Origin of the sequence: Actinophytocola xanthii (genome assembly GCF_001921205.1) — a bacterium.
GTDB lineage: Bacteria > Actinomycetota > Actinomycetes > Mycobacteriales > Pseudonocardiaceae > Actinophytocola > Actinophytocola xanthii.
Genome location: NZ_MSIE01000115.1, coordinates 1 through 14,810 on the forward strand (window position 1 = coordinate 1; position 14,810 = coordinate 14,810).

General features: G+C 76.1%; 2 protein-coding genes. Both read right to left on the reverse strand.

Annotation, left to right across the window (positions count from 1 at the left end; all coding sequences use genetic code 11):
* A partial coding sequence (locus BU204_RS36215; RefSeq protein WP_408608077.1) for a type I polyketide synthase occupies positions 1-1,662 on the reverse strand: 1,662 nt, incomplete at its 3' end.
* On the reverse strand, positions 1,659-14,747 hold the full coding sequence (locus BU204_RS36220; RefSeq protein WP_083661949.1) for a type I polyketide synthase: 13,089 nt from the start codon (positions 14,745-14,747) through the stop codon (positions 1,659-1,661). The genes BU204_RS36215 and BU204_RS36220, both read right to left, overlap by 4 nt.
* Positions 14,748-14,810: the final 63 nt, after the last annotated feature.

The following is a 14,810-nucleotide window of genomic DNA, read 5'->3' on the forward strand; positions in this document are numbered from 1 at the left end:
ACACAGCTCCCGACCCATCCCCACCCGCTGCGAACCCTGACCCGAAAACACGAACGCCGTCCGACCCGGCGCCGCCACCCCACGCGCGACCTCCGCACCGCCCACCAACACCGCACGGTGGGCGAACGTCGCCCGGCCGGTCAGCAACGACCACCCGACGTCCACCGGCCGCAGACCCTCCACTCGGGACATCAACCGTTCGACCTGGGCGCTCAGCGCCGGCTCCGATCGGGCCGACACCACCCACGGCACCAACCCGGGGCCTTGCTCCCCCGCCGCGCTCTCCTGCTCCGGCGCCTGCTCCAGGATCACGTGCGCGTTGGTGCCGCTCACCCCGAACGAGGACACCCCGGCCCGGCGCAGCCGGCCGGTGTCCGGCCAGGTGACCCGGTCGACGGCCACGTCGATCGCCCCCGCCGACCAGTCCACGTGCGACGACGGAGCGTCCACGTGCAGGGTGCGGGGGACGACCCCGTGCCGCATCGCCTGCACGACCTTCATCACGCCGGCCATGCCGGCGGCGGCCTGGGTGTGCCCCAGGTTGGACTTCACCGACCCGAGCAGCAGCGGCGTCTCCCGGTTCTGCCCGTAGGTCGCGAGCAGCGCCTGCGCCTCGATCGGGTCACCCAGCGCGGTCCCGGTGCCGTGCGCCTCCACGACGTCCACATCGGACGGTGACAGCCCGGCCGCGTCCAGCGCCGCCCGGATCACCCGCTGCTGCGCCGGCCCGTTCGGCGCCGTCAACCCGTTCGACGCGCCATCAGAGTTCACCGCCGAACCCCGCACCACCGCCAACACCCGGTGCCCGTTGCGCCGGGCATCCGACAACCGCTCCAGCACCACCACCCCCACACCCTCCGACCACCCGGTGCCGTCGGCGCCCTCGGCGAACGCCTTGCACCGGCCGTCGGCGGTGAGCGCGCCCTGCCGGGTGAACCCGGCGAAGCGCAGCGCGGTGGACATGACCGTGACGCCGCTCGCCATCGCCAGCGAGCACTCGCCGGAGCGCAGCGACTGGGCGGCCAGGTGCAGCGCGGCCAGCGACGAGGAGCAGGCCGTGTCGACGGTCATCGTCGGGCCCTCGAGGCCGAACGCGTAGGACACCCGGCCGGCGAGGACGCTCGCCGCGACGCCGGTACCGGCGTGGCTGTCGAGGTCCTCCTCGGCCATCAGCACGAGGTTCGCGTAGTCCTGTCCGTCGTTGCCGGCGAAGACCCCGGTCCGGCTGCCGCGCAACGAGACCGGGTCGATGCCGGCCCGCTCCAGCGCCTCCCAGGACGTCTCCAGCAGCAGCCGCTGCTGCGGGTCCATGGCCAGCGCCTCGTGCGGCGAGATGCCGAAGAACGCCGCGTCGAAGTCGGTGGCCCCCTCGACGAACCCGCCCTCGAGCGTGACGCTGCGCCCCCGGCGCTCGCCGGCGAGGGAGTCGAGGTCCCAGCCGCGGTCGGTGGGGAACCCGGCGATGGCGTCCCGGCCCTCGACGAGCAGGTCCCACAGGTCCTCCGGCGAGCGCACCCCGCCGGGAAAGCGGCAGGCCATGCCGACGACCGCGACCGGCTCGTGCCGGCCGGCCTCGACCTCGGCCAGCCGGCGGCGGGTCTCGTGCAGGTCGGCGGTGACCCACTTCAGGTAGTCGACGAGCTTGCTGTCCTCCGCCATCACGGCGCCCCTTCCTGGGTGAGTCCGGAGTCAGCGGCGTGCAGCCGGCCGAGCTCGTTGTCGATGAAGTCGAGGATCTCCTCGGCGCTGGCCGACTCGAGCTTGCTGGCCACGCTGGCCGACTCGCCGCCGGCGGGTGCGCCCCACCGGCCGAGCAGGTGGCGCAGGCGGGCCGCGACTCCAGCCCGGGTCGCCTCGTCGGGGTCGGCCGCCGACATGGCGGCCTCCAGCCGGTCGAGCACGGCCAGCGGCGACAGCGCGCCGTCCGGCTCGGCGGGCGCGAGCTCGTCGAGCAGGTGCTGGGCGAGCCGGGCGGGGGTGGCGTAGTCGAACACCATCGTCGCCGGCATCCGCAGCCCGGTCGCGGTGCCGATCCGGTTGCGCAGCTCCACCGCGGTCAGTGAGTCGAACCCGAGGGCCTGGAACTCGCGGTCGGGCTCCACCGCGTCGGCGGAGGAGTGGCCGAGCACGGCGGCGACCTCGGTCCGGACGAGGTCGACGAGGAACCCGAGCCGCTCGTCGGGCCGCAGCCGGCCCAGCCGGTCCGCGGCGTCGCCCGGCCGGGTGGTCGCGGACGCCGCGGTCCGCCGCCCGCCGCGGACGAGGTCGCGGAACACCGCGGGCACCTCGCCCCGGGTGGCGCCGGGCCGCAGCAGCAGCGGCACCACGAGCGCGTGGTCGGTCGCGGTGGCGGCGTCGAACAGCGCCATGCCCTGCCCCGGGGTGATCCGGCCGAACCCACCCGCCCCGGCGGCGACCATCCCGCCGTCGGTGTCCAGTGCCCACGGTCCCCAGGCCAGTGCGGTCGCGGGTAGGCCGAGGCCGTGCCGGTGGGCGGCCAGCGCGTCGAGTGCGGCGTTGGCGGCGGCGTAGTTGGCCTGGCCGGCTCCGCCCAGCACACCGGCGACCGAGGAGTAGAGCACGAACGCGGCGAGGTCGCGGCCGGCGGTGGCCTCGTGCAGGTGCCAGGCCGAGTCCGCCTTGGCGGCCAGCACGGCGTCCAGCCGCTCGGGGGTGAGCTGCTCGACGACGCCGTCGTCGAGCACTCCCGCGGTGTGTACGACGGCGGTGAGGTCGTGGATCCCGGCGACCAGGGCGTGTACGGCGTCCCGGTCGGACACGTCGCAGGCCACCACTTCCGCACCCGCCTCGACCAGCTCGGCCGCTGCCGGCGCCGCCGGCCCACGCCGGCTGACCAGCACCACCCGGCGCTGACCACGGTCGAGGAGGTGGCGGGCCAGCACGGCCCCCAGACCACCAGTGCCGCCAGTGACCAGGACGGTGCCGCCGCGGTCCCAGGAGCGAGGCAGGGTCAACACGAGCTTGCCGACGTGCCGGGCCTGCGACATGAACCGGAACGCCTCACCAGCCCGACGCACATCCCAGGAGCGGACCGGTAGCGGCCGGATCGCCTCGCGTTCGAACAGGTCCAGCAGCTCGACGAGCATCTCCCGGAGACGGGCGGGACCCGCCTCGATGAGGTCGAACGCCCGGTAGGTGACGCCCTCGGGGCGGCGGATGTCGGTCTTACCCATCTCCAGAAACCGCCCGCCGGGAGCAAGCAACCGCAGCGACGCGTCCACGAACTCGCCCGCCAGCGAGTTCAGCACCACATCCACCGCACCGAACGCCTGCTCGAACTCGAGCGTGCGGGAGGAGGCGATGTGGTCGTCGGCGACGCCCAGACCACGCAGCACGTCCCACTTGGACTCGCTGGCGGTGGCGAACACCTCGGCACCGAGGTGATGCGCGAGCTGGATCGCCGCCATACCCACCCCACCGGCCCCGGCATGCACCAACACCCGATCACCCGGCCGCACCCGGCCGAGGTCGGTGAACGCGTACCAGGCGGTGAGGAACACCAGCGGCACCGACGCGGCGGTCTCGTCCGACCAGCCGGCCGGCACCCCGACCAGCATCCGCTCGTCCGGCACGACCGCGACCGAGCCCATGCTGCCCGGAACGATGCCCATCACCCGGTCCCCGGGGCGCAGGTCCACCACGTCCGGGCCGACCTCGACCACCACGCCGACGCCCTCGGTGCCCAGCGCGCCGGCCTCGCCGGGGTACATGCCCAGCGCGTTGAGCACGTCGCGGAAGTTCAGCCCGGAGGCGGTGACCCGCAGCCGGACCTGGGCGCCGGTCAGCGCTTCGGCGGCGGCCGGGCAGGGCACCAGTGCCAGCTCGGCGAGGCTGCCGCCGCCGGCGGTGTCCAGCCGCCACGGCAGGTCGCCGGGCGGCGGGACCAGCGAGGGCCCGGCCGAGAGCCGGCCCAGCCGGGGGGCGTGCGCCACCCCGTCGCGCACCGCCACCTGCGGTTCGTCGGCCAGCGCGGCCAGCGCCACGAACACGTCGAGGTCGGACTCGACGTCGACCAGCCCGAACCGGCCGGGGTGCTCGGACTGGGCCGACCGCAGCAGGCCCCACACCGCCGCGCAGGCCGGGTCCGTCACCGCCGAGCCGTCGACGCCCACGGCGCCCCTGGTCACGGCCACGAGCCGGGAGGCGGCGAAGCGCTCGTCGGCCAGCCAGGCCTGTACCAGCGCCAGCGCCGCGCGGACGGCCGATCCCGTGAACGGCACCAGGACGACGTCCGGGACCGACCCGGCCTCGGCGAGCGCGGCGAGGTCGACGGCTCGGACCGACCCGACGCCGTCCAGGCCCTCGCCCAGCACGCCGACACTGGTCTCGGTGCTCTCCGCGGTCACCGGCACCCAGTCGAGCCGGAACAACGCGCCGGTGTCGTCGGTCACCGGCGCCGTCGGCGCCGCGGCGACCACGCGGTCGCGCAGCGAGCCGACCGAGAGGACCGGGCGACCCGTGACGTCGACGGCCTCCAGGGCGACCTCGTCCTCGCCGCGGGCGACCAGCCGCACCCGCAGCGCCGCGGCGCCGGAGGCGTGCAGGGTGACGCCGGCCCAGGCGAACGGCAGGCGCTGGGTGTCGCCGCCGGGCCGGGCGAGCAGCAGGGCGTGCAGGGCGGCGTCGAGCAGGGCCGGGTGCAGGCCGAACGGCTCGGCGTCCGCGGCCCGCTCGGGCAGCGCCACCTCGGCGAACACCTCGCCCCCGCGCCGCCAGACGGCCCTCAGCCCGCGGAAGGCGGGGCCGTAGCCGAAGCCGAGGTCGGCGAACCGCTCGTAGCAGCCCTCGACGTCCAGCGGTTCGGCCTCCGCCGGCGGCCACACCGCCAGGGTCTCGGTGGGGGCGGAGGGCTCGGCCGCGGTGAGCGTGCCGGTGGCGTGCTCGGTCCACGGCGTGTCCTCGCCGCCCTCGGGCCGGGCGTGGACGGTGACCAGGCGCCGGCCCCGCTCGTCGGGGCCGTCCACCCGCACCTGGACGTGCACCCCGCCCTGCTCGGGCAGTACCAGCGGCGCCAGCAGGGTGAGGTCCGCGACGTGCGGGCAGGACACCTCGTCGCCGGCGCGCACGGCCAGCTCGAGCAGCGCGGTCGCGGGAACCAGCGCCGTTCCGCCGACCCGGTGGTCGGCGAGCCAGGGCTGGGCGGCCAGCGAGAGCCGGCCGGTGAGCACCACCCCGCCGCCGCCGGCGAGCGGAACGGCCGCGCCGAGCAGCGGGTGGGTGGCGGGCTCCAGGCCGAACGCCGACGCGTCCCCGGCCAGGACCGAGGTCGCCGGCCAGAACCGTTCGCGTTGGAAGGCGTAGGTCGGCAGGTCCACGGTCGCCGCCGCGGGGAACAGGGCGGCCCAGTCCACCGGCACCCCGGCGACGTGCAGTGCGGCGAGCGCGCGCAGCAGCGTGTCCGGCTCGTCTCGCCCAGAACGCAGCGCGGGCACCGCGACGACGTCGGCGAGCACCTCCTGGGTGGACGCGGTCAGCGGGGCGTCCGGTCCGACCTCGAGGAACCGGGTGACGCCTGCCTCGCCGAGCGCGCGCACCGCGTCGGCGAACCGCACCGGCTCGCGCAGCTGGCGCACCCAGTACTCGACCGCGCCCACCGTGGCCCGCGGGTCCAGCGTGGACACCACCGGGAACGCCGGTTCGCCAACGGTGATGCCGCTGATCGCGGCGGCGAACTCGTCGAGCACGGGGTCCATCAGCGGCGAGTGGAACGCGTGGCTGGTGCGCAGCCGCCGCACCCGGTCGAACCGGGCGGCGACGGCGTCGACCGCCTCGGCTCGTCCGGAGAGCACGACGCTGTCCGGGCCGTTGACCGCCGCGATCGAGACCCCGTCGACCAGGTGCGGCCACACCTCGTCCTCGGCGGCCCGCACGGCGACCATCGCCCCGCCCGGCGGCAGCGCGGCCATCAGCCGCGCCCGGGCCGAGACGACCGTGCAGGCGTCGGCCAGCGTCAGGATCCCGGCGGCGTGGGCGGCGGCCAGTTCGCCGACGGAGTGGCCGGCGACGAGGGCGGGCCGCACACCCCAGGACTCCAGCAACCGGAACAGGGCCACCTCGACGGCGAACAGCGCCGGCTGCGCCCAGCCGGTGTCGTCGAGTGCCTCCTGGTCGCTCCCCCACACGACGTCGTGCAGCGGCAGGCCGAGGGCGTCGACCACCTCGTCGAAGGCCGCGGCGAAGACCGGGAACCGCTCGTGCAGCTCGCGACCCATGCCGAGCCGCTGGGCGCCCTGGCCGGTGAACAGCAACGCCACCCGGCCGTCGCGGGCGATGCCGCGGGCAGCCGTCACCGGCGGGTTGGCGCCGTCGGTGAGCAGTACCGCGCGGTGCTCGAAGGCCGCCCGGCCGGTGGCGAGTGTGTAGCCGGCGTCCACGGCGGACAGGCCGGGCAGGACATCGGTCAGCCGGTCGAGCTGGGTGGTCAGCGCCTGCTCGGCGCGGGCCGACACGACCAGCGGCACAGGTCCGGCGGCCGGCGTCGGCGGCTGTTCGACGGCCGGGGGCTGCTCGAGGATCACGTGGGCGTTGGTGCCGCTGACCCCGAACGAGGACACCGCGGCCCGGCGGGGCCGGTCGACGGCGGGCCAGTCCCGGGTGTCGGTGAGCAGCGACACCGCACCCGCCGACCAGTCCACGTGGGAGGAGGGGGTGTCGACGTGCAGGGTCCGTGGCGCGGTCCCGTGCCGCAGCGCCTGCACCATCTTGATCACCCCGGCGACGCCGGCCGCGGCCTGGCTGTGCCCGATGTTGGACTTGACCGAGCCGAGCAGGACCGGGGTGTCGCGGTCCCGGCCGTAGGTGGCGAGCAGGGCCTGCGCCTCGATCGGGTCGCCGAGCCGGGTGCCGGTCCCGTGCCCCTCCACCACGTCGACCTCGGCCGGGGTCAGCCCGGCGTTGGCCAGCGCCTGGCGGATCACGCGTTGCTGGGAGGGGCCGTTGGGCGCGGTGAGGCCGTTGGAGGCGCCGTCGGAGTTCACGGCGGAGCCGCGGAGCACGGCGAGGATCCGGTGCCCGTTGCGCACGGCGTCGGACCGGCGTTCGAGGACGAGCATCCCGACGCCCTCCGACCAGCCGGTGCCGTCGGCGGCGTCGGAGTAGGCCTTGCAGCGGCCGTCGGCGGCGAGGCCGCCCTGTTTGGCGAACTCGGCGAACGGAGCGGGTGTGGACAGGACCGAGACGCCGCCGGTGAGCGCCAGCGAGCACTCCCCGGAGCGCACGGCCTGCGCGGCGAGGTGCAGCGCGACCAGCGAGGACGAGCAGGCCGTGTCGACGGTCATGGCCGGGCCCTCGAGCCCGAACAGGTAGGCCACCCGCCCGGAGATGACGCTGGAGGTGGTGCCGGTCATCACGAACCCCTCGTAGCCGGGGCCGCCGGCGAGCAGGGTCGCGTACTCGGTGTCGGCGGCGCCGAGGTAGACGCCGGTCGTGCTGCCGGCGAGCGCGTGCACGTCGATGCCGGCGCGCTCGAACGCCTCCCAGGCGGCCTCCAGCACGATCCGCTGCTGGGGATCCATGGCGACGGCCTCGCGCGGGGAGATCCCGAAGAACCCGGCGTCGAAGTGGGCGGCGTCGGCGAGGAACCCGCCGCGCAGCGGCCCGGTCTCCCAGCCGCGGTCGGCTGGCGCGGGGGCGATGGCGTCACGCCCGTCGAGCACGAGGTCCCAGAGGTCCTCAGGCGATGCGACGCCGCCCGGGTAGCGGCAGCTCATGCCGACGATCACGACGGCGTCGTCGCCGCCGGTGACCGCGACGGCGGTGGTCTCGGGCAGGCCGGCGCCGGTGAGCTCGGCGAGCAGGAACCCGGCGAGCGCGGTGGGGTTGGGGTAGTCGAACACCAGCGTGGCGGGCAGCCGCAGGCCGGTCGCGGTGGCGAGCCGGTTGCGCAGTTCGACCGCGGTCAGCGAGGTGAAGCCCTGCTCCCGGAACTCCTGCCGGGCACCGACCTCGTCGAGCGAGCCGTGGCCGAGGACCGTGGCGGCCTCGGCGCGGACGAGGTCGGTGAGGAAGCCGACCCGGTCGGTCTCGCGCATCGCGGCGAGCGCTGCGGCGAGCTCCCCGTCGGCGCGCGGGCCGGCGGCGGCAACCCGGCGGGCGGGGCGGACGAGGTCGCGCAGCAGGGCCGGGACCCGCGTGGGGTCGGCGGTGGTCGTGGCGCTGGCCGGGAGCGCCACGACCAGCTCGCGGTCGCTCCCGGTGGCGGCGTCGAACATGGCGAGCCCCTGCTCGACGCCGATGCCGCCGGCCTGCCCGGCCGCCATGCCGACCTCGGCCCAGGGCCCCCACGCGATCGACGTGGCCGGCAGGCCGAGCGAGCGCCGGTGGGCGGCGAGCCCGTCCAGATAGGCGTTGGCCGCGGCGTAGTTCCCCTGACCCGGGCTGCCCATCACCCCAGCGACCGAGGAATACAACACGAACCCCACCAACCCGCGGTCCCGCGTGGCCTCGTGCAGGTACCACGCACCATCCGCCTTCGGACCCAACACCGTGCCCAACCGCTCCGGCGTCAACTGCTCCACCACACCGTCGTCCAACACACCGGCCGCATGCACCACCACGGTCAGCTCAGGAATGCCCGCCACCAACGCATGCACCGCGTCCCGATCCGACACGTCACAGGCCACCGCCTCGACACCCTCGGGCACCGCACCCGGCCGCCGCGACGCCACCACCACCCGATGGCCACGGTCGACGAGGTGCCGGGCGAGCACACCACCAAGACCACCGGTGCCGCCGGTGATCAGCACGGTGCCGTCCCAGGCGGGCGGCATGGTGAGGACGAGCTTGCCGACGTGGCGGGCCTGGGACATGAACCGGAACGCCTCGCCGGCCCGGCGCACGTCCCAGGTGCGGACGGGTAGCGGCCGCAGGGCGCCGCTGTCGAACAGGTCCGACAGCTCGGCCAGCATCTCGCGCATGCGGTCGGGGCCGGCCTCGGCGAGGTCGAACGCGCGGTAGGTGACGCCCTCGGGCTCGCGGACGTCGGTCTTGCCCATCTCCAGAAAGCGCCCGCCCGGCGCGAGCAGCCGCAGCGACGCGTCCACGAACTCGCCGGCCAGCGAGTTCAGCACGACGTCCACCGCACCGAAGGCCTGCTCGAACTCGAGCGTTCGGGAGGAGGCGATGTGGTCCTCGGCGACCCCCAGCGAGCGGAGGGTCTCCCATTTGGACTCGCTGGCGGTGGCGAACACCTCGGCACCGAGGTGGTGCGCGAGCTGGATCGCGGCCATGCCCACCCCACCCGCGCCGGAGTGGATCAGCACGCGGTCACCGGCCCGGACCTGGCCCAGGTCGGTGAACGCGTAGAGCGCGGTGAGGAAGACCAGCGGGACGGACGCGGCGGTCTCGTCCGACCAGCCGTCCGGGATCCTGGCCAGCACGCGTTCGTCCGGCGCGACGGCGACCGAGCCCATCCCACCGGGCACGATGCCCATCACCCGGTCGCCGGGCCGCAGCTGCACAACGTCCGGGCCGACCTCCAGCACCACCCCAGCGGCCTCCGCGCCCAACGCGCCCGCCTCGCCCGGGTACATGCCCAGCGCGTTGAGCACGTCGCGGAAGTTGACCCCGGCGGCGGTCACCCGCAGCCGCACCTGAGCGCCCTGCAGCGGCTCGGCGGCTGCCGGGTTCGGGACCAGGGCGAGCCCCTCCAGGTCGCCCGGGGTGGTCGGGCTCAACCGCCAGGGGCCGGCCGGTGGGACCAGCCCGGCGGGCAGCCGCCCGAGCCGGGCGACCTGGACGACGCCGCCGCGCACGGCGACCTGCGGCTCGTCGTTGGCGAGCACCGGCAGCGCGGCCGGGACGTCCGCGTCGGACTCGATGTCGAGCAGCGCGAACCGGCCGGGGTGTTCGGACTGGGCCGAGCGCACCAGGCCCCAGGCCGCCGCGGCGGTGACGTCCTCGCCGCCGACCGCGCCGCGGGTCACGAAGACCAGGCGACCGGGCCGCTCGTCGGCGATCCAGCGCTGGAGCAGGCCAAGCGTGCGGGTGGTCAGGTCGCGGGTGGCCGCCGGGTCGGTCCGGTCGGTGCCGGTGGTGACCAGTACGAGGTCGGGTAGCGGGTCGGTCAGCTCGTCCAGGTCGGCCACCCGGGCGGCGGTCGGCTCCGTGGCGGCCGGTGGCGCCGGGACCCAGTCGAGGACGAACATCGTGTCGGTGGCGGCGGGCGCCGGGGCGGCGGTGGTGGTGACGGCGCGGTCGCGCAGGGCCGCGACCGACAGCACGGGTTCGCCGGCGACGTCGACGGCCTCGATGGCGATGGCGTCCTCACCCGAGTCGACGAGCCGCACCCGCAGCACCGACGCGCCGGACGCGCGTAGCACCACGTCCTCCCAGGCGAACGGCAGCCGTTGGGCGTCGCCGGCGGAGCGGGTGAGCAGCATCGCGTGCAGCGCCGAGTCGAGCAGCGCCGGGTGCAGGCCGAACGCGCCGGCGTCGGCCACGGCCTCGGGCAGGGCGACCTCGGCGAACACCGCGTCGTCGCGCCGCCAGACCGCGCGCAGGCCGTGGAAGGCCGGGCCGTAGCCGAACCCGGCCGCGGCGAACCGGTCGTAGCAGCCCTGCACCGGCACCGGCTCGGCGCCCTCGGGCGGCCAGACCGCGGCGAAGCCGGCGTCCGCGGGCTCGGTGCCGGTGACCAGGGTCCCGGTGGCGTGCTGGACCCACGGCGCGTCGCCGGGGCCGTCGGGGCGGGAGTGGACGGTCAGCGCGCGGTAACCGCCCGCGGCCGGTGCCGACACCCGCACCTGGACGCTGACGCCGCCGCGCTCGGGCAGGGCGAGCGGTGTGAGCAGGGTCAGGTCGGCGATCCGGTCGCAGCCGACCTCGTCGCCGGCCCGCACTGCCAACTCGAGCAGCGCGGTGCCGGGCAGCAGGACGGTGCCGGCGACGCGGTGGTCGGTCAGCCACGGGTGGGTGGCGAGCGACAGGCGGCCGGTGAGCAGGACCCCGGCCCCGTCGGCGAGGGCGACGGCCGCGCCGAGCAGCGGGTGGCGGGCGGCCGCCTGGCCGAGGCCGGTGGCGTCGCCCGTCCGGCTCGTCGCGGTGGGCCAGTACCGGCGGCGCTGGAACGGGTAGGTCGGCAGGTCGACCACCGCGCCGCCGGGCAGCAGCGCCGGCCAGTCCACGGGGACCCCCGCCACGTACAGGGCGGCGAGAGCGCGCAGCAGCGACTCCTCCTCACCCCGCTCGGCCCGCAGCGCCGGCACCGCGACCACGTCGGGCAGGGTCTCGTGCACCGCCGCGGACAGGGGTGCGTCCGGGCCCAGCTCGAGGAACCGGGTGGGTCCGGTGAGGGACTCGACGGCTGCGGCGAACCGCACCGGCTCGCGGACCTGCCGCACCCAGTACTCGACGGTCCCGAACGGCGCCGTGGTGTCCACGGTGGACACGACCGGGATCGCGGGCTCGCCGGGGGTGATGCCGTCGATGGCGCGGGCGAACTCCTCGAGCATGGGTTCCATCAGCGGGGAGTGGAAGGCGTGGCTGGTGCGCAGCCGGGTGGTCCGCTCGAACCGGGCGGCCACCGCGTGCACCGCGTCCGCCTCGCCGGAGAGCACGACCGAGGACGGGCCGTTCACCGCCGCGATCGACACGCCGGCACCGAGCAGCGGCGCCACCTCGGCCTCGGCGGCGGCGACGGCGACCATCGCCCCGCCGGCCGGCAGCGCCGCCATCAGCCGTGCCCGCGCCGACACGACGGCGCAGGCGTCGGACAGCGACAGCACACCCGCGACGTGGGCGGCGGCCAGCTCGCCGACCGAGTGCCCGACGAGGTGGTCGGGCCGCAACCCGAGCGAGGACAGCAGGCGGAACAGCGCGACCTCGAGCGCGAACAGCGCCGGCTGCGCCCAGCGGGTGTCGTCGAGCCCGGGTGCCTCACCGGAGACGACCTCGGCCAGCCCGTCGAACTCGGCGGCGACCTCGTCGAACGCGGCGGCGAACACGGGGAACCGGGCGGCCAGCTCGCGGCCCATGCCCACCCGCTGGGAGCCCTGGCCGGAGAACAGGAAGGCCAGGCGGCCCTCGCCGGCCACGCCCCGGGCCAGCTCGGTCCGGTCGGCGAGCAGCACGGCCCGGTGGTCCAGGGCGGCGCGGGTGGTGGCGAGCGAGTGGGCGACGTGCACTGACGGCTCGGCGGGGAGCCGGTCGACCTGACCGGTCAGCGCTTCCGCGGAGCGGGCGGACACGACCAGCGGCACCAGCCCGGCCGGGTCGACGGGAGCCGGGCCGGCGACGGTGGGCGGCTGCTCCAGGATCAGGTGGGCGTTGGTGCCGCTCACCCCGAACGAGGACACCGCCGCGCGCCGGGGCCGGTCGGTGGCGGGCCACGGGGTTTCCTCGGTCAGCAGCGACACCGCCCCGGCGTCCCAGTCCACGTGGGTGGAGGGCGTCTGGACGTGCAGGGTCCGCGGCGCGGTGCCGTGCCGCATGGCCTGCACCATCTTGATCACGCCGGCGACCCCGGCCGCGGCCTGGGTGTGGCCGAGGTTGGACTTGACCGACCCCAGCAGCAGCGGGACCTCCCGGTCGCGGCCGTAGGTGGCGAGCAGGGCCTGCGCCTCGATGGGGTCGCCGAGGCGGGTCCCCGTGCCGTGTGCCTCGACCACGTCGACGTCGTGGGCGGACAGGCCGGCGTTGGCGAGCGCCGCCCGGATCACCCGCTGCTGGGAGGGGCCGTTGGGGGCGGTCAGCCCGTTGGAGGCGCCGTCGGAGTTGACCGCCGAGCCGCGCACGAGCGCGAGCACCCGGTGCCCGTTGCGCTCGGCGTCGGAGAGCCGCTCCAGCACCAGCACCCCGACGCCCTCGGACCAGCCGGTGCCGTCGGCGGTGTCGGCGAAGGCCTTGCACCGGCCGTCGGCGGCGAGCCCGCCCTGCTTGGCGAACTCGGTGAACGGGCCGGGGGTGGACAGCACGGACACCCCGCCGGCGAGCGCGAGCGTGCACTCGCCGGTCCGCAGGGCCTGGGCGGCGAGGTGGACGGCCACCAGCGAGGAGGAGCAGGCGGTGTCCACGGTGACGGCGGGCCCCTCGAGGCCGAAGGTGTAGGACACCCGCCCGGAGATGACGCTGGAGGTGGTGCCGGTCATCACGAAGCCCTCGGCGGCCGCGCCGCCAATCAGCAGCGCGGCGTAGTCGGCGTCGGCGGCGCCGACGTAGACGCCGGTGCGGGTGCCGGCGACCGACGTCGGGTCGATCCCGGCGCGTTCGAAGGCCTCCCAGGCGGCCTCGAGCAGCACCCGCTGCTGCGAGTCCATCGCGACGGCCTCGCGGGGGGAGATGCCGAAGAACCCGGCGTCGAAGTCGGCGGCGTCGTGCAGGAACCCGCCGCGCGGGTCGCTGCCGGCGGGCAGCTCCCACCCCCGGTCGGCGGGGAAGCCGCCGACCGCGTCGCGGCCCTGCGCGACGAGGTCCCAGAGGTCCTCGGGCGAGGCGACGCCGCCGGGGTAGCGGCAGCTCATCCCGACGATCACGATCGGGTCGTCACCGGTCGCGGCGACGGGCGCGCTGGTCGTGGTCGCGCTGGTCGCGGGCAGGCCGGTGCCGGCCAGCTCACCGAGCAGGTAGCCGGCGAGCGCGGTCGGCGTGGGGTAGTCGAACACGAGAGTGGCGGGCAGGCGCAGGCCGGTGGCGGCGGCGAGCCGGTTGCGCAGTTCGACCGCGGTCAGTGAGTCGAAGCCCTGCTCGCGGAACTCCTGGCGGGCGCCGACGGTGTCGACCGGGGAGCCGAGCACGGCGGCGGCCTCGCCGCGGACGAGGTCGGTGAGGAAGGCCGGCCGGTCGGACTCCCGGACCCCGGCGAGCATGCCGGTGACGTCCAGGTCGGCGGCCGCCGCGGCCGAGCGGCGCCGGCCGCGGACGAGGTCGCGCAGCACGGCGGGCACGGCCGCCGAGGGCGCGGTCTGGGTCATGCCGGTCGCGGTGGCGACGACGAGGGGGTGGCGGGTGGCCGTGGCGGCGTCGAACAGGGCCAGGCCCTGCGCCACGTCGATCCGGGCGATGCCGGCGGCGTCGGCGCGGCGGGTGTCGGTCTCGCGCAGGTCGCCGGTCATGCCGACCTCGGCCCAGGGGCCCCAGGCCAGCGAGGTCGCGGGCAGGCCGAGGCCGTGCCGGTGCGAGGCGAGCGCGTCGAGGTAGGCGTTGGCCGCGGCGTAGGCGCCCTGCCCGGGGCTGCCGAGCACGCCGGCGGCCGAGGAGTAGAGCACGAACGCGGCGAGGTCGTGGCCGGCGGTGGCGTCGTGGAGGTGGCGGGCTCCGTCAGCCTTGGCGCCGAGGACGGCCGCGAGCCGGTCGGGGGTGAGCGACTCGACGAGGCCGTCGTCGACCACGCCGGCGGTGTGTACCACGGCGGTGAGGTCGTGGATCCCGGCGACCAGGGCGTGTACGGCGTCCCGGTCGGACACGTCGCAGGCCACCACTTCCGCACCCGCCTCGACCAACTCGGCCGCTGCCGGCGCCGCCGGCCCACGCCGGCTGGCCAGCACCACCCGACGCTGACCACGGTCGAGCAGGTGTCGGGCCAGCACGGCCCCCAGACCACCAGTGCCGCCGGTGACCAGCACCGTGCCCGCCCGGTCCCAGGCCCGGGGCAGGGTCAACACGAGCTTGCCGACGTGCCGGGCCTGCGACATGAACCGGAACGCCTCACCAGCCCGACGCACATCCCATGTGCGCAGCGGCAGCGGCCGGATCGCCTCGCGTTCGAACAGGTCCAGCAGCTCGACGAGCATCTCCCGGAGACGGGCGGGACCCGCCTCGATGAGGTCGAACGCCCGGTAGGTGACGCCCTCGGG

Coding starts and splice junctions, on each gene's coding strand:
- BU204_RS36220 (WP_083661949.1), bottom strand. CDS start 14,747: ATGCTCGTCGAGCTGCTGGACCTGTTCGAACGCGAGGCGATCCGGCCG.